Annotated in this window: 11 protein-coding genes and 1 tRNA gene; 9 read left to right on the top strand and 3 right to left on the bottom strand. The window is 36.0% G+C overall.

From position 1 onward, the window contains the following. Positions 1 to 147: 147 nt before the first annotated feature. The 3 genes from L1S34_RS00770 to L1S34_RS00780 are packed head-to-tail and all read left to right on the top strand — an operon-like array spanning position 148 to position 4,233. A complete protein-coding gene (locus L1S34_RS00770) occupies positions 148 to 2,286 on the top strand; it encodes an ATP-dependent helicase (RefSeq protein ID WP_236362147.1) in 2,139 nt (712 codons plus the stop codon). Positions 2,287 to 2,315: 29 nt separating this feature from the next. Further along, a complete protein-coding gene (locus tag L1S34_RS00775) occupies positions 2,316 to 3,380 on the top strand; it encodes an HNH endonuclease domain-containing protein (protein WP_236362149.1) in 1,065 nt (354 codons plus the stop codon). After that, the gene (locus tag L1S34_RS00780) at positions 3,373 to 4,233 is read left to right on the top strand and encodes an HIT family protein (protein ID WP_236362151.1); all 861 of its coding nucleotides are present in this window, start codon (positions 3,373 to 3,375) and stop codon (positions 4,231 to 4,233) included. Before L1S34_RS00775 ends, L1S34_RS00780 begins: the two co-directional genes overlap by 8 nt. Positions 4,234 to 4,499: 266 nt before the next feature. On the opposite strand, the gene L1S34_RS00785 is transcribed toward L1S34_RS00780, so the two are convergent. Next, positions 4,500 to 4,573, bottom strand: a tRNA-Asn gene (locus tag L1S34_RS00785). 138 nt (positions 4,574 to 4,711) lie between these two features. Continuing rightward, complete coding sequence (gene rseP / locus L1S34_RS00790) at positions 4,712 to 6,055, bottom strand: RIP metalloprotease RseP (RefSeq protein ID WP_236362153.1); 1,344 nt, start codon at positions 6,053 to 6,055, stop codon at positions 4,712 to 4,714. A 192-nt stretch (positions 6,056 to 6,247) separates the two neighbouring features. On the opposite strand from rseP, the gene L1S34_RS00795 reads away from it, so the two are divergent. The 6 genes from L1S34_RS00795 to L1S34_RS00820 all read left to right on the top strand — a co-directional run bounded on the left by L1S34_RS00795 (position 6,248) and on the right by L1S34_RS00820 (position 15,075). Next, on the top strand, positions 6,248 to 7,315 hold the full coding sequence (locus L1S34_RS00795; RefSeq protein ID WP_236362155.1) for an NADH:flavin oxidoreductase/NADH oxidase: 1,068 nt from the start codon (positions 6,248 to 6,250) through the stop codon (positions 7,313 to 7,315). Positions 7,316 to 7,468: 153 nt separating this feature from the next. Beyond that, a complete protein-coding gene (locus L1S34_RS00800; RefSeq protein WP_236362157.1) occupies positions 7,469 to 8,509 on the top strand; it encodes a Gfo/Idh/MocA family oxidoreductase in 1,041 nt (346 codons plus the stop codon). A gap of 76 nt (positions 8,510 to 8,585) precedes the next feature. Then, entirely contained in the window at positions 8,586 to 9,857 is a 1,272-nt protein-coding gene (locus tag L1S34_RS00805; protein WP_236362159.1) for an MFS transporter, read from the top strand. A 496-nt stretch (positions 9,858 to 10,353) separates the two neighbouring features. Continuing rightward, the gene (locus L1S34_RS00810) at positions 10,354 to 13,191 is read left to right on the top strand and encodes a carboxypeptidase-like regulatory domain-containing protein (RefSeq protein ID WP_236362161.1); all 2,838 of its coding nucleotides are present in this window, start codon (positions 10,354 to 10,356) and stop codon (positions 13,189 to 13,191) included. A 10-nt stretch (positions 13,192 to 13,201) separates the two neighbouring features. After that, positions 13,202 to 14,557 (top strand): DUF5689 domain-containing protein, encoded by a 1,356-nt coding sequence (locus L1S34_RS00815; RefSeq protein WP_236362162.1) that lies wholly within the window; start codon positions 13,202 to 13,204, stop codon positions 14,555 to 14,557. 59 nt (positions 14,558 to 14,616) lie between these two features. Further along, complete coding sequence (locus L1S34_RS00820; protein ID WP_236362164.1) at positions 14,617 to 15,075, top strand: FKBP-type peptidyl-prolyl cis-trans isomerase; 459 nt, start codon at positions 14,617 to 14,619, stop codon at positions 15,073 to 15,075. A 62-nt stretch (positions 15,076 to 15,137) separates the two neighbouring features. Here the strand turns inward: L1S34_RS00820 and L1S34_RS00825 are convergent, their stop codons facing one another. Next, positions 15,138 to 17,252, bottom strand: a complete 2,115-nt coding sequence (locus L1S34_RS00825; RefSeq protein ID WP_236362166.1) for a glycoside hydrolase family 97 protein — start codon at positions 17,250 to 17,252, stop codon at positions 15,138 to 15,140. Positions 17,253 to 17,432: the final 180 nt, after the last annotated feature.

The raw sequence follows: 17,432 nt of genomic DNA on the forward strand, positions 1-17,432 counted from the left end.
CTTCATATAAGTTTAATTTTGCAGAATGAGGTTAGTCTCTCGAAAATACATGTTAATCCAAATAGAATTATAGGCAGTAAAAACTACCTGTTTAAAATAAATAAATAATATTATCGTACAATTTCAGTATGATATTAGCGCACATAAATGAAAATAATTGACAATTTAAATCCAAAACAAAAAGCTTCGGTACTTTCAGAAGCTAGGAGAGTATTAGTTCTAGCGGGTGCAGGCTCTGGTAAAACAAAAACAGTTATTTCTAAACTTCTTTATTTAGTTACTGAAAAAGAAGTAAAATCTTCGTCCATTCTAGCAATTACATTTACAAAAAATGCTGCTAATGAAATGATTGATAGATTGATTATTGCAAGTGATCAAACAAATACTTACGAATCCTACATTCAAAATAAATACACAACTGTTCAACAAAAAGAGGTTGAAAGAAGAAAAAGAGTTCTTGAACAACCGTGGATTTCGAATTTAACAATTAGAACATTTCACTCCTTATGTTATAAAATTCTTCGTGATAATGGCAATCCAGTTTTTGATAATAAATTCAAACTAATTACGGACAATACTACCGATGAAGTCGATTTGAAAGCAAAGGATATTCTTGCTAATGAAAAGCCGAAAGATATTATTAGTAAAATATTAGTTCTAGCGTGTCGAGATCGTGATTATATCTTGAAATTAAAACGTTATATACTAGATTATTATGTTGAAAAGGTTTCTATTGATAAAGAAATAAAGGTTTACACTAATGAAGGGCAAAAAACTTATACTACCTTAAAAGGTGAAATTGTAAAGTCAAAATCGGAGCGTGATATTGCTGATTGGTTGTATAGACATAATATAAAATATGTTTATGAAAAAGTAAGCAACTTCAAAGACTTTAATTTTAAACCAGATTTTTTTATTCCTCAAGCTAATCTTTATCTAGAGCACGTTACCGACAAGAGCTATAAAATGGAGGATAAAGAAAGGCAATTTATTGAAGGTGGTAAAAATTGTGCTATTACTTATGAGGCTATAATGAATAATTCAATTCTTTTCAATTTAACCATGGAGAGAATTATTAAAGGTAAAATTACTGAAAACATAACAGAAGATGTTTCTATAAGTTATGAAGAAGAGTTTCATCGTTACCATCATAAAATAGATGAGTTTTTAAAAACCGTCATGCGTTTACAATCTATGATGAAAGGCGAAGGTATTGAGCCTTCACATTTGCTAGAAAAATCAGGTGAAAGTGATCATGAAAGAATTAGAGTTTTTTATGAACTAGCTATTCCAATTATTGAAGAATATAAAAAATATTGCACCAATAAGTCTTACGTAGATTTTGATGATTTGATAATTTTAGCCGTTAAATTACTAAAAGAAAATCAAGATGTTAGAGAACTTTATAGAAGTAAATATAAGTATTTAATGGTTGATGAATTTCAAGACGTGAATGGTTTGCAAGTAAAATTTTTAGACTTGTTATTAAAACCTGACAATCAATTATTTTGTGTTGGAGATGATTGGCAAAGTATTTATGGTTTTAGAGGTTCAAATGTGGATTACATTGTCAATTTTGAAATGCATTATAAAGATTGTGAGGTACATAAATTAGATGTGAATTATAGAAGTACGCAAACAATTGTTGGTGCAAGCAATGAAGTTATAAAACATAATAAAAACCAAATCAGCAAAGATGTTAGAGCATTTAATGAAATGCCGAGTAAAATTCAAATATATAGAGCCAAAAGTACAGAAGATGATGGCGTAGAATTTTTAGTTGATAAAGTAAGACAATTGTATCAAGGTGGTCTGGGTAAAGATGATATTCTAGTTTTGTATAGAAGATCAAAAATGTTTAGCCCGTATTTGGCTGCACTGAAAGAAAATAGACTTTTTGTTTCATCTAAAACCATTCACGCGTCAAAAGGGCTTGAAGCTAAAGCAGTTTTTATAATTGGTTTAACTGAAGGAAACGGAGGATTCCCAGACATTTGGTTAGATGATGCTATTTTTAGAGTTGTTAAGGATATAAAATATGATGTTTTACTTGAAGAAGAAAGACGATTGTTTTATGTTGCAATAACAAGAGCCAAAGACGAATTATTTCTGATTACAGAATTAGGAAACGAGTCGTCATTTGTCGATGAAATTCCTCAACATTTCTACAATGTTAATAAGCCTATAATTAAAAACATAGATTCACAAATTATTAATTGTAGCGATTGTAGAGCAACTATTAATATGTCAGACAAGTTTTGTCGAAATTGTGGAAAAAAACTTTAACGGAATAAATTATTAATAATCTAAGCTTGATGAACCTTCCTACTTCAAATAATTTACCAGTCAATAAATTGGTTTCTGTTTTCAGAAGCACTTCTGCTACTTATAAATTTTATTGGTTGCTTGCCATTATTGAATTAGTTGAAGATGGTCATTTGAAACTTGAAAAAAGAAAAATTTTTGCAAGAATGATAAGCAATTCTTGGTATACGATAAATTACTTTCATGTGTCGTATGGAAAACAAGACAACATTCAAATGGCAGTAGAAAGGATTTTAAAGGCAGAAGCATTACTCACTATTGATGAGAAAAAACAAAGCCTAAATCAACGTTTAGAAACATCTGAAAACAAAGTCACCATTAAAGAATTAATGCATTTTGATAAAAACGTACCTCATTGGTTTTTGACGCCTTGGTTTCCTAAATTAGCGGGAGAGACGGATACTGCTCATTACAAGCGAATTTATGCGGATTCGCAATCTTTTTTGAATGATAGTTTGTATGCTTTACACAAGAACTTTATCAGCATTAATCCGATTTGGATTGATTATTTGCGAAGCAACGCAAAAATCATTAAAGATTTCTGTTATTGGAATTTGACTTTGTTTCTTCAAGTCAGAAATCCAAATGTACCTGACATTCCTAATAAATTAATTAAACCTGCAATTAGAAATAGTTTAGCTAAACAAACCAATCAATATTGGAAACCTGTTTTCAAAGAGTTAGGGCACATAAATTGTATTTTTACCGATACTAAATTATATTTCGATGAAAAGAATTATGCTTTAGATCATTTCGTTCCTCATGCTTTTGTTTCACACGATCTAATTTGGAATTTGTTGCCAATTGAAAAAAAATTCAATTCTTCAAAAAGCGATAAACTTCCGTTGTTTGATAAGCATTTCCACAAATTTTATGAATTACAAAAGTTAGCTTTTGAAATCAATAAGCAGTATAGTTTAAGTAGTAAATATATGGATGAGTTTCTGACAATTTTTCCCAGTATTGATGCTTTTGAAAAAGATAAATTTTCAAATACCATTCAACCATTGATTACCATTGCTAGTAATAACGGATTTTTATTTATGAATGAGTAGCCAAAACCCAAATAGTCACTTAACAGCAATTGAAAGAACATCACTTTCTTATCCTGCTAGGATTTTACTAAATCAAAAAAAGATTAAGGGTAAAGTTTTAGATTTTGGCTGTGGTATTGGTAAAGATGTAGAATTATTGAAAAATGAAGGTTTTGATATTACCGGATACGATCCCTTTTATTTTCCAACAAGTCCAACCGAAAAATATGATACAATCTTGTGCTTTTATGTTCTAAATGTTTTACTTCCTGAAGAGCAAGCTGAGGTTTTAATGAATGTGTCGAGTCTCTTAAAGCCAAACGGAAAAGCCTTTTTTGCTGTTCGTAGAGATATTCAACACGAAGGTTTTAGAATTCACAAAATCCATAAAAAAGAAACTTATCAATGTTTAATCAGATTAGGTTATTTGTCTATTTATAAGAACGAAAACTGCGAAATATACGAGTACCAACATTATACTGTTTTAAACAAAGGAAACGTAGATTTAAGCCCTTTTTTGATTGGAGCAGATACACGAGAATTAATTGTTGAAACAGCAACAGTTTTTTCATTTTATGATAAGTTTCCAGTTTCAGAAGGCCATGCTTTAATTGTCCCTAAAAGATTAGTCTCAAATTATTTTGATTTGACTTTAAAAGAACAAACCGCCTGTTGGATTGTCGTGAATAAATTAAAAAACATACTTCAAGAAAAATTTCGACCAGATGGGTTTAATATTGGTATAAATATAAATGAGGATGCTGGACAAACGATATCGCATTGTCATATACACATTATTCCACGATATAAAAATGATGTTGAAAATCCGAGAGGTGGAATTCGTGGAGTGATTCCAAGTAAAAAGGATTATTAGCTTATAAAATTATTTTTTCCCTTCATCTCTTAGTTTGAGTCCGACATTTGATCGGGGTTTTAAAAAGACTTACCTTTTCAAGACAGAGTACTCCCTTTTAACTCAAAATAAAAGGTCAATATCCCCAAGTAACTTTCTAATTGAAAATTAAAAAGAAATTCTATTATTTTCTAAAAGCTCCTCCGCCGTGGCGGACTCGAACCAAGGTTCGAAAAAGTTTAAACCAAAAAAAAAGACTATCATTGCTGATAGTCTTTTTAAAAAAGCTCCCCCTCTTGGGCTCGAACCAAGGACCCTCTGATTAACAGTCAGATGCTCTAACCAACTGAGCTAAGGAGGAAACTGTATATTTTTATTTTTTTTAAAGAACGTCTTTTTTATTTGCTTTTGAACAACTCTGTTTGTTTGTCTAAGCGGTTGCAAAGATAGGCTATCATTTGGTTTCTGCAAATAAATTTCAAACTTTTTTTCATTTTTTTTACTTGCCGATGATCGCTTTGTAAATGTCGTTTCCGTTAGCAAATAGTAAGAGTGTGATAAGTAAAACAAAACCAACCATTTGTGCATTCTCTAGGAATTTATCGCTAGGTTTTTTGCCTGAAACAATTTCGTATAATAAAAACATCACATGACCTCCATCAAGTGCCGGAATTGGCAAAAGGTTCATTACTCCGAGCATTATTGACAATAAAGCGGTGATATTCCAGAATACTTCCCAGCTCCAAGTTTTAGGAAAAATATCAAAAATAGCTTTGAATCCGCCTACTTGCTTGTACGCGCCGGTGCTTGGACTAAAAATCATTTTTAATTGTTTACCATAGCCAACTAGCTGGTCTTTTCCTTTGGTGATTCCTACCGGGATAGATTCGGCAAAACTAAATTGTTGCTTACTTACTTTATAGTAGCCTAGTTTTTCTAGCGATTCCATACCCAAACGACCAATTCCAATACCAAGTTTTCCATCAGCCGATATTACAACCGGTAATTTTAATTCCTTCTCTTCACGAAGTATTGTAGCGGTTACAGTTTTATTTTTGTTGTTTTCAAGAACGGTTTTGGCTTGATCAAAATATTTAGTAGGCGTACCGTTAATAGCAAGAACAATATCTTTTGGTTGTAAATTGGTGTTTTTTGATCCCTCTGAAATTGCACCAACAACAAATGGCATTCTGATATCTAATAAAACTCCTTTTTCAACTTTGTCAAGTTGATCTACAAAATCAATAGGAAGTTTTACAGTAGTATCAGCACCATTGCGGTGTAAAACGACTTCTTTTGCAGTAAGTACTTTTAGGGTTAATTCTTTATCAAATTTCTCGATAGTTTCTCCATCAACAGCTTTTATTTGATCTCCGGTGCGGAAACCAATTTTTTGTAGGATCGTATTTTCTACCAGCATTCCATCCTTCAAGTCTTTGTTAGCAATATAAATGTCGCCATACACATACGCCATTCCTATATATATAATGAAAGCCAAAATAAAATTGACCGTAACACCACCCAACATGATGATTAAACGTTGCCAAGCTGGTTTCGATCTAAATTCCCAAGGTTGTGGAGGCAAAGCCATTTGTTCTTTGTCCATGCTTTCATCAATCATCCCCGAAATTTTCACATAACCGCCTAGTGGCAACCACCCGATTCCGTATTCGGTTTCGCCAATTTTCTTTTTCAAAAGAGAATATTTTACATCAAAAAACAAGTAGAATTTTTCGACTCTGGTTTTAAATAATTTGGCAGGAATGAAATGTCCTAATTCGTGAAGTACAATCAGTAATGATAGGCTCAATAAAAATTGAGAAAGCTTGATAACTATGTCCATTTTAATTTTTTAGTTCTTTTATAACTCACAAAAGTAAGGTTTTCTGTTTGTATATTTTACAATATTTGTACCATCGCTTTTTAAAAGTTTGTTAATTATCAAAAATTCAATTCTTACTTTGGTAATAGAGCCTTAACTTTACTTTTTTGGAACCTTATTACAGTGTTTCTTTCATTTTAAATTTAATTCAGCATGACATCAGCATTATTTTCTCCATTAACAATAAAAAGTATCACCTTAAAAAACCGTTTGGCTATTTCACCGATGTGCCAATATTCTGCCGTAGATGGCTTTGCAAACGATTGGCATTTGGTACATTTAGGAAGCCGTGCCAGTGGTGGCGCAGCTTTGATTATTCAAGAAGCTACTTCGGTATCGCCAGAAGGACGCATTTCGCCAGAAGATTTAGGACTTTGGAAAGACGAGCAAATCGAGAAAATGCAGCAAATCAACCGTTTTATTATCAGTCAAAATTCAGTTCCTGGCATTCAGTTAGCTCATGCCGGACGTAAAGCCAGTGCTGCTTCGCCATGGAACGGTGGTCGAAAAGTAGCTATCGAAAAGGGTGGTTGGAATACCGTGGCGCCAAGTGCAATTCCGTTCTACGATACGGATCCTGAGCCTGTAGCACTTGATTTAGATGGGATTCAAAAAGTAATTGCAGATTTCAAGTCGGCTACTAAGAGAGCGGTTCAAGCGGGTTTTCAGGTAATGGAAATTCATGCTGCTCACGGTTATTTGATGCATCAATTTTTATCGCCTTTGTCTAATACGAGAACAGATGCTTACGGTGGTAGTTTCGAAAATCGAATCCGATTCACACTCGAAATAGTAGCAGCAGTGCAAGCGGAATGGCCGGAGAATTTACCTTTGTTCGTTCGAATTTCAGCTACTGATTGGGCTGAAGGTGGTTGGAATTTACAAGAGTCGATTGCTTTATCAAAAATTTTAAAAGAAAAAGGAGTCGATTTGATTGACGCTTCTTCTGGCGGAGCGGTAACGCAACAGCAAATTCCTGTTGGTCCGAATTACCAAGTTCCTTTTGCGGAAAGCATAAAAAAGGAAGTAGGCATTTTAACAGGAGCCGTTGGTTTAATCACCGAGGCAGCTCAAGCGGAGGAAATTGTTTCCTCTGGAAAAGCCGATTTGGTTTTGGTAGCGCGTGAATCATTGAGAGATCCTAATTTGGGATTGACATTTGCACACGATTTAAATGCAGAAATTGCTTGGCCTAAACAATACGAGCGAGCTAAACTTTAGGTTTTGTAAACATATAAGTCAGGTAAGTTTTCTTTTTTTTAACCATTAAGATATTAAGAAAAGTTAAGGGTTTGCTTGATTCCTAAATAACTTCGAGACCCAATATGACTTATATGTTTAAAATGAACATGTCACAAAATTGAAACTTATTTTATGCAAAAAATAAAAACCGCATTACTCTCCTACGGAATGTCAGGAAAAGTATTTCATGCACCCTTTATAACCAATCATTCCGGATTTGAATTGCTAGGCTCGTGGGAACGCAGTAAAAAGTTAATTCAACTTGATTTTCCAAACGTAAAAAGTTATCCTACGCTTGAAGCCGTTTTACAAGATGAAGTTGATTTAGTAATTGTGAACACACCCGTTGCAACGCATTACGAGTATGCCAAACAAGTTTTATTAGCCGGAAAACATGCCATTGTCGAGAAAGCTTTTACCACAACAGTTGCTCAAGCAGAAGAATTGGCCCAAATTGCTCAAGAAAAAGGGGTGAAATTGGCCGTTTTTCAAAACCGCCGTTGGGATAGCGATTTCAAAACGGTTCAAAAAGTGGTTCAAGAAGGATTTTTGGGCGAAATTGTAGAAGCCGAATTCCATTTTGATCGATACAATCCTTTGTTAAGTCCTAAGCAACACAAAGAAACAACTAATGATGGTGCCGGAATTCTGAAAGATTTGGGCCCACACTTAATAGACCAAGCATTGTGTTTGTTCGGAATGCCAACAGCTGTTTTTGCTGATATTCGTATTACGAGAGTAAATTCATTGGTTGATGATTGTATTGATATTCTTTTGTATTACAATTCATTTAGAGTACGTTTGAAAGCTGGTTTTTTTGTTCGCGAAGCCGTTCCGTCGTTTGTTGTTCATGGTAAAAAAGGATCGTTCTTAAAAACCCGCGCCGATGTGCAAGAAGATAATTTGAAACTTGGCATGCAGCCCAACACAGCAACTTGGGGAACAGAGCCCGAAACGCAACAAGGTTTTTTACACACTGAAGTTGATGGAATTTTGAAAAAAGAATTCGTACCTACACAACAAGGCAATTATATGGCGTTTTTTGATGGTGTGTATCATTCAATTACAAACAATATCGTTGAGCCTGTAACGGGCCAAGATGGTGTTCATGTAATGCAAATTATCGAGGCAGCATTGCAAAGTAGCGCAACACAAAAAGTAATTTCACTTTAAAGTAGCCTTCAAAATAATGGCTTGCTAATAGCTATTTATAAACAATAACGTTGTATTAATTGGTATTAGTGTTGTATTGACACAATCAATAGTTGGTTTTTGTAATTTTACACCTCTAATTACTAAATTCATTATTTTGATTGTGCTCAACTTTTTAAACAGGTCTCGTACCAAAGCCAAATTCAAAAAATCATATAAAGATGTCAAAATCTCGTATTTAAACCGCATTCGTTGGGCGGTTTCTATGTTTTATTTTGGCATGGGTTTGTCTTTTGCTACTTGGGCAAGCCGTATTCCGGATATCAAGACAGCATTGCACCTTAGCGAAGGCGATTTAGGAAGTATTCTTTTTGCCTTACCTATGGGGCAATTGGTAATTATGCCGTTCTCAGGCCAATTGGTTACTCGTTTTGGAAGTCACAAAGTTTTGATGTTTTCACTTTTTATGTATGTGCTCAGCTTAACCAATTTGGGTTTGGCTGCCGCGGCTTGGCAATTATCGCTTGGTTTGTTTGTGTTTGGTATCTTCGGAAATCTCTCTAACATTGCTGTAAATACGCAAGGCGTGTACACCGAAGTCTTATTCAAAAAAACCATCATGAGCTCCTTTCATGGTATGTGGAGTTTTGCCGGTTTTACAGGTGCCTTGGTAGGTTTAGGTATGCTCGCTTTTAAACTATCTCCGTATGCTCATTTTCTTATCGTAGGGGCTTTAGTACTTCTATTAATGGTTTTCAATTACAAATTTTTAATCAAAGCCAAAGAAACTGCTAAAGCCGCCAAGAAAAAATTATTTTCTAAACCTGATCCTACTTTGATATGGCTTGGAGTTATCGGTTTTTGCTGTATGGCCAGCGAGGGAGTCATGTTTGACTGGAGCGGAGTCTACTTTAAAGATGTAATAAAAGCACCGGGTGCCTTAGTAATTTTGGGTTACACCTCGTTTATGATCATGATGGCCAGCGGACGCTTTGTTGGCGATAGTTTGATACATAAATTCGGTCGTAAAAAAGTATTACAAATTAGCGGAGTCATGATTTCTGCTGGGCTTTTTACAGCCGTATTTTTCCCTTTTGTTATTCCTTCAACTATTGCATTCATGTTTGTTGGTTTAGGAGTTTCAACCATTGTCCCTACCGTTTATAGCGTAGCGGGCAAAACGCCTAATGTATCGCCAAGTGTGGCCTTAACCACTGTTTCAAGCGTTAGTTTCCTAGGTTTTTTAATGGGTCCGCCTATTATTGGTTACATCGCTGAGCTGTCAAGTCTGCGTTTTTCTTTCGCTTTCATTGGTGTTTTCGGACTGTTAATTACACTTATGGTTTCCAGAATAAAAGCTATCGCGTAATTTTTGTAGGACCAGTCATGCTCTTTTCAGTAGCTATCTATTCCCGCTCTTAGCCGTATCTTTTTTATAAACGCACACGAGTAGTGGTACAACACCAAAAATAGTAGCGTTTATAAAAAAGGATACCTGCTGCGATCAGGGCTATGTTTGTCGTATTCTTTTTTCTCACACAGCTCATTTTTTTTAAAAAGAAAAATACTGCTATTTTTTTCAAAAAAAGAAACAACTAATAATTTTTTTTGTTATTTTTAACATAATAATTCGTTCGAATTGTTTTTAAGTGCTTGAAATTCAAATACCATTCATCAGCCTTAAGCTTTAAGATTTATACCACTTTTCCAAAATTTATTTTTTAATTCTAACACGAAGTACCCGCAAAAAAGTGGGTATAAAGCCTGCTTGCTGTTCAACCTTAAGTCATATCTTTTGGTTGAACTTTGGGCATGCTGAATTAAAAAAATATTTTTTGTTGATGTAAAAATCTAATGCATTGGATATGGTAAAACTCGGAATTTGTTTGTGCTTTGGTTTGTTGTTTAATAGTGTTTGGTCGCAAAATAATGCTGCTGCTCGCGGTACAGTTGTAAATGCCAAAACTCAAATTCCTATTGCAGGTGTCGTAGTGAGTATTCAAAACACCTCACAAATGCAAATTACCAATCCTGATGGCAGCTTTCAAATTCAAGAAATTCCGGCAGGCAAATGGTATCTTTTGGTGCGAAATCAAGGTTATCAAGATGCGTTATTTCCTATTGAACTCACCGCAAATCAAATCCTAGATTTAGGTACAATTCCACTTCAAGAAGACCAATCCTTCGAGCAGCAATCTAGTATTATAGCTTTATCTGAAAGTGATTTTAGTGATGATAATTCCAGTTCCGAAAACACGGCGGGCCTGCTACAATCTACCCGAGATGCTTTTTTACAAGCGGCGGCTTTTCATTGGGGACAAGCCCGTTTTCGAACCCGAGGATTAGATAGTGAACAGGCCATAATGATGATTAATGGCGTTAGCATGAATAAAATAATTGATGGCCGACCGCAGTGGGGCGATTGGGGCGGACTCAATGATGCGCTCCGTAATCAAGAGTTTACCATTGGCACCACACCTTCTGATTATACTTTTGGGGCACTTTTGGGTACTCAGGAAATAAATACTCGAGCTTCTATTTATCGGCCGGGAACGCGCCTCACTTTTTCAGGAACCAATAGCAATTACAATTGGCGTTCTATGGCTACTCACGCATCAGGTATGAGTTCATCGGGTTGGGCATATGTTATTTCGGCCAGTAAAAGATGGGCGCAAGAGGGCTATTTTGACGGCACTTCGTATGATGCGAATTCTTTTTTCGTGAGTATCGAAAAGAAACTCAATCAACGTCATTCTCTAAATCTGACTGCTTTTTACACACCCAACACCCGAGCAAAAAATTCACCAAATACAGATGAGGTCACACAACTCACCTCCGAAAATTACAATTCGTATTGGGGTTTCCAAAACGGAAAAAAACGAAATGCGCGCTTAAAAACGGTCGAAGAACCAATAGTGATGTTGCAACATTTTTTTAAAATTAAAGAACAAATCCAATTGAACACCACTTTAATGTATCAAATGGGAACCATCACCAATAGCAATATCGATTTTCAAAATGCCAACAGTCCGGATCCAGCTTATTATCGCAAATTACCTAGTTTTTACAGTTCGCTTTACGCTCCTGATGACGGGGAGTTTTCTGGGGCTTTTACGCCAGATGAAGATAATGCCGCCAAAAATAAAGCTGCCTTTTTAGCACAACCACAGTTAGATTGGAGAGCTTTGTATATGGCCAATCAAACCGCTGTAACCGATAGCAATGGCGCCATCACAGGCTATGAACCTGCTCAAAGCAAGTATGTGCTTTACGATGATGTTGTAAATGATCAGGTGGCAGCAGCAACAACCAATTTGAATGCGCAACTGTCCGATAATATTAGTCTGAACGCTGCTGCTTCGTACAAGAAACTCTTTTCACGCAATTACCAAAAGTTAACGGATTTATTAGGAGGCAAGTTCTACAATGATGTTGATGCTTTTTACAACGGCGATGAATCACAATCTGATTTAAATAATCCGAACCGTCAGGTTGTGGTGGGAGATGTTTATGGCTATAATTTTAACTACGCAGCACAAACAATTGACGCTTTTACACAGTTTAAATTCAATTATAATGATGTCGATTTTTATGTAGCCCAAACTTATTCCAATACGGTGTATCAAAGAGAGGGCTTGTACAAAAATGGTTTGTATCCCAGCAGCTCCTTTGGAAAAAGCGAAACGGTACATTTTGAAAATTTTGGGTTTAAAGCGGGTTTGATTTACAAAATTTCTGGGAAGCAACTCCTCAGTTTTCATGCGGCTCACTTGAGTAAAGCGCCAGCGTTACGAAATGTATTTTCAAACGCTAGACTCAATAATGTGTTGGTTCCCAATGTAAAAAGTGAACGCAATAGTAGTTTAGAGTTGAGTTATACCTATCGTTCTCCATTGTTTAAGGCGCGTGCTACGGCGTACCACACCTTACAACGCGATATCACCAAAGTATCTTTTTTCTATGCCGAAGGAATTTTTGACGATGGTGCTGGATATGCGAGTACCGATGCTTTTGTGAGTCAGACTTTAACAGGTTTAAACAAAAAAAATACAGGTGCAGAGTTGAGTTTAGAGTATCAATGGACGGCAACATTTAAGACTACTTTAGCGGGAGCTTTTGGTTTGCATACGTATGCAAGTAATCCGAATGTAACTTTGGTTAATGACGCGCAAGCAGCAACAACCAATGAAAATGCTCAATTTGATTTCGGCAAAGCTGCATTAACCAACTATAAACAATCGGGGACACCGCAGCGAGCGTACTCCTTTGGTTGCGAGTATCGTGATCCTAAATATTGGTGGTTGGGTAGCACCATAAACTATTTGTCTCATAGTTTTCTGGATGTATCGCCAATAGCGCGGACTGATATTTTTTACAGAAACCCAAGTAGCGGACTTACTTTTCCAGAGGCTACTCCTGAACGTGGCAAAGAGTTGTTGCAGCAAGAACAACTCGATCCTATTATGCTTTTGAATCTTGTAGGTGGCAAATCATGGATTGTGAAAGGTAAAAATCTGGGAGTCTTTTTTAGTGTGAATAATGTGCTGAATCAACGTTTCAAAACAGGTGGTTTTGAGCAAGCTCGTAATGCTAATTTTAGAGAGCGAAACCAAGATGTTTCAAGCGGAACACCTTCTTTTGGACCAAAGTATTTTTATGGTTATGGCCGTACTTATTTTGTCAATTTTTATATCAACTTGTAATATGATAGTTATGAAAACAATGTTTAAAAATACGATAGTTGTTTTAAGTTTTTTATTCTTTTTGGTAGGTTGCGTTCCTGAGGAAACAGCTGTACCAGAATTAAAATGTACACAGTCTGACATTGCGGTGACAGCTACAGTTGCTAAGGTATTAGCTCAAACAACTGCCACCGCAACCCAATACCAATACGATGATGTGGTTGAGGCTTATGTGGTATCAAGTGATGAAGGAGGGAATTTTTTCAAATCGATTTCCTTTCAAACTTTGGCTACAGCCAACACAGCGGCGCAAGGTTTTAGCATTCCTATTGATGTGAGCAACTTGTATATTGAGTATCGAGTGGGCACAAAAGTGTATATTAAACTAAAAGACTTGTACACCGATTTATACTTTGGAGGTTTACGAATTGGTGGTCTCTATGTGAATGCCTTTAATCAAGGTGGAGTGGGGCGGCTTTCGCAAAATGATTATAAAAAAATAGTAAATGCTTCGTGTACGCAGCTTCAGGAGGGGGCGTTGGTACGCAAAATGAGTTTACAAGAGGTGTTTAATGATGCCAATTTAAACACACTTATTGAAATCAAAGATGTTCAATTTGCAGAAGAAGCCATTGGGCGTAGTTTTTTTGAAGAAACCAATAATGTAGGAGGAGCAAGTAATTGGAATATAGTGGATAAAAGTGGCAATCAGTTGTATGTTCGAACGAGCAGTTTTGCCGACTTTGCTGCTCAAAAAATACCTGAAGGAAACGGGACTGTTCGAGGGATTTTGACCAAATTTGGAGATGATTACCAACTGCTTCCACGCTCGGCTAAAGATATAGTGATGACTGGTAACAGAGCCATTCCTTTTTTTAATCAAGATTTTAAAACTGTTGTAGATCGTTCTGTTATTAGTTTACCAGGCTGGGCCAATATTGTACAAAACGGATCATTAGCTTGGCGCGGTGGTGTTTCGTCAGGAAACGGATATGCGGAGTTTTACTTTTCAGGTACTCGAGTGTTGAACAATACTGCGTGGTTAATATCGCCAAAATTTGATATGGATGTGTACACCAAGGAAATCCTCACTTTTAGAGCGGCACAGCATCATTTGGATGTTGATTCGCCTTTAAATGCGCTGGAGGTTTACGTGTCAACTGATTTTAATGGGTTGAATGTAACTACTGCCACTTGGACTAAATTAAACCCGAAATTGCCAACTCAAGCAACGCCTTGGAATCAATTCATTGGCAGTGGCCCAATTGATTTATCTGCTTATCAAGGCAAAATTAACATAGCATTCAAGTTTGTAGGATCAGGTCGGAACTTAGCTCTGGATGGTTCGTTTATGGTGGATGATGTACAACTTTATGGAGAAAAATAATTTTAACTTACTCATTCGCTGAAATTAGTATATTTGCCAGCAAACTAAAAAATTACATTATGAAATATACAGTATTAGCTTTGATTTCGTTCTTATTTGTTTCTTGTTTGTCTGACAACGACAAAGAGCCAACCGATTTTACAGCGCAAAATGAAAAACAAATTACAGATTATATCGCTGCAAAAAACCTAACGGCTACTGCAACAGGTACTGGGTTGTATTATGTGGTTACTGAGCAAGGTACGGGAGCACAGCCTACCGCAACATCTAATGTGACTGTAGCGTACAAAGGATATTATACCAACGGAAATGTGTTTGATCAAAGTAAACCAGAAGGAATTTCTTTTGGATTGCAACAGGTAATCAAAGGTTGGACCGAAGGAATTCCTTTTTTTAAAGAAGGAGGAAGCGGAATGTTATTAATCCCGGCACACTTGGGTTACGGTAGTTTTGATTACAGTGGTATTCCCGGAGGTTCTGTTTTAATTTTTGATATCAAAGTTATCAAAGTAAATTAAGACTAAACGTTTTTACTCTTCATAAAAAAAGGCTGTCATTGATTTGACAGCCTTTTTTACTATTACTTAATTTCTATTAAACTAATGGCGTAACCACCACCAGGAGCGCTAGATAATTTAATTTTTGAAGTACTAGTTACTACCTTTTTTTGAATGGTGTAAGCTTGCGGATTGGTTTTATAATGGGCATCTTTTGCATCAGCATAAATTACAGCATTGTATTTTTTACCTTTCTCTAAAAAATCAAATGTGATTGTTGCTGTTCTCGGTGTTTCGCCATTTACGTTACCTACAAACCAGTTGTTTGTTCCTTTGGCTTTACGCGCAACAGTAACGTATTGTCCAGGTTCTGCCTCAAGGTATTTGCTATCAGACCAATCTACAGCAACATCTTTAATAAACTGAAACGCATCTGGAAAACGATCGTAATTCTCTGGTGTATCAGCCGCCATTTGAAGTGGGCTGTACATAGTCACGTACAAAGCTAACTGATTGGCAAGTGTACTGTTTACATGAGAATTATTGTCCTTGTTCAACTTGCTCAAATCCATTTCAAATATTCCTGGAGTATAATCCATTGGTCCACCAACTAAACGTGTAAATGGCAAAACCGTGACGTGGTTTGGTTTTGATCCTCCAAAAGATTGGTATTCTGTTCCTCTTGCCGCTTCGTTGCCTATTAAATTAGGATAGGTTCTCGCAATTCCTGTTGGTCGTACCGCTTCGTGAGCATTCACCATAATTTTATAATCGGCTGCTTTTTCAATAGCGTATTGGTAATGGTTGATCATGAATTGGTTGTAATGATTGCCACCGTTTTCAATAATATCCCCAACATAACCACTTTTTACAGCATCGTATCCATTGTCTTTCATGAATTGGTACGCTTTGTCTAGGTGGCGTTCGTAATTGCGCACCGATCCTGAAGTTTCGTGGTGCATGATCATCTTTACGCCTTTTTCTGTAGCATAAGCTTGCAAACCTTTTACATCAAAATCAGGATAAGGCGTTACAAAATCAAAAACATAATCTTTTAAATGACCAAACCAGTCTTCCCAACCTTCGTTCCAGCCTTCAACTAAAACTCCATCAAAACCGTGCTTGGCAGCAAAATCGATATACTTTTTTACGTTGGCATTGGTAGCTCCGTGCTTGCCGTTTGGTTTTACTTTTGAGAAATCAGTTACTCCCAATTGTACAGTCGGCAACTCATCTGTGTAAGCCCAAGAACTTTTTCCAGTAATCATTTCCCACCAAACGCCCACATATTTCACAGGCTTAATCCATGAAGTATCTTTGATTTTGTTGGGTTCGTTGAGGTTCAATGTCATTTTAGAGGCTAATATTTCTCTCGCATCATCACTCACGATAATGGTACGCCATGGTGAATGTTGTGGCGCTTGCATGTAGCCTTTATCACCTTTAGCATCAGGAGTTAACCACGATTCAAAAATCATATTTTTATCATCAAGGTTTAGGTGCATACAAGAATAATTGATCAATGCCGCCTCGTGTAGGTTGATGTATAATCCGTCAGCAGTTTTTAGCATTAATGAAGTTTGAACTCCTGTATTCGAAAATGATTTTTGAGATACATTGGCAGTTGTAGCTTTCTCTGTCAACCCTCTAATTTCGGATAGTTTAGAGGTGGTATAATCGTATTCTTGTGTATCATAATCGCCCGGAATCCAGAATGCAGTATGATCGCCAGTCATGGCAAATTGGCTTCTTTCTTCTTTGATTACAAAGTAAGTCAAGTTTTTTTGCGAAGGAAATTCATAGCGAAAACCCAAACCGTCATTGAACAAACGAAAACGAATAATCATTTTACGTTCCGTTTCTTTTTGCTCTAAAGTAATGGCTAGTTCGTTGTAATTATTTGTTACGGTGGCAACTTCGCCCCAAACAGGTTGCCAATTTTCGTTAACACTGCTTGTTTTTTGATCAACAACCGTAAAATCATTTAGTAATGATTTCTTGTCATTTTTCAATTCAAGACCTAATTTACTGGTTTTAATTACCGCCTTGTTTTTATAATTCAGCTGGTAGCTTGGTGTTCCATTTGCTTGTAGGGCAAACTCCAAAACTAATTTTCCGTTCGGAGATTGCAATTGTTGCGCTTGTATCGTGCCCAAAAACAGGAAACAAACTACGGTTGTAAAAAAGAATTGCTTCATTTTTAAATAAAATTTTAAAAATTAATGTTTCGATTTTCATTTGGCAAAAGCCATTCAACAATGATAAGTCCAATGAAAACCCCTTAATTACAAAAGTAAGCCCTTTATTTTTTATTTTTAAAACAAATTGCATTTAATGTCCGTAAGCCTGCTTTTGATTTTTTTTTAGATTCATATTCG

The organism is Flavobacterium sp. K77 (genome assembly GCF_021608205.1).
Taxonomy (GTDB): domain Bacteria; phylum Bacteroidota; class Bacteroidia; order Flavobacteriales; family Flavobacteriaceae; genus Flavobacterium; species Flavobacterium turcicum.

Coding starts and splice junctions, on each gene's coding strand:
- L1S34_RS00770 (WP_236362147.1), top strand. CDS start 148: ATGAAAATAATTGACAATTTAAATCCAAAACAAAAAGCTTCGGTACTT.
- L1S34_RS00775 (WP_236362149.1), top strand. CDS start 2,316: ATGAACCTTCCTACTTCAAATAATTTACCAGTCAATAAATTGGTTTCT.
- L1S34_RS00780 (WP_236362151.1), top strand. CDS start 3,373: ATGAGTAGCCAAAACCCAAATAGTCACTTAACAGCAATTGAAAGAACA.
- rseP (WP_236362153.1), bottom strand. CDS start 6,055: ATGGACATAGTTATCAAGCTTTCTCAATTTTTATTGAGCCTATCATTA.
- L1S34_RS00795 (WP_236362155.1), top strand. CDS start 6,248: ATGACATCAGCATTATTTTCTCCATTAACAATAAAAAGTATCACCTTA.
- L1S34_RS00800 (WP_236362157.1), top strand. CDS start 7,469: ATGCAAAAAATAAAAACCGCATTACTCTCCTACGGAATGTCAGGAAAA.
- L1S34_RS00810 (WP_236362161.1), top strand. CDS start 10,354: ATGGTAAAACTCGGAATTTGTTTGTGCTTTGGTTTGTTGTTTAATAGT.
- L1S34_RS00815 (WP_236362162.1), top strand. CDS start 13,202: ATGAAAACAATGTTTAAAAATACGATAGTTGTTTTAAGTTTTTTATTC.
- L1S34_RS00820 (WP_236362164.1), top strand. CDS start 14,617: ATGAAATATACAGTATTAGCTTTGATTTCGTTCTTATTTGTTTCTTGT.
- L1S34_RS00825 (WP_236362166.1), bottom strand. CDS start 17,252: ATGAAGCAATTCTTTTTTACAACCGTAGTTTGTTTCCTGTTTTTGGGC.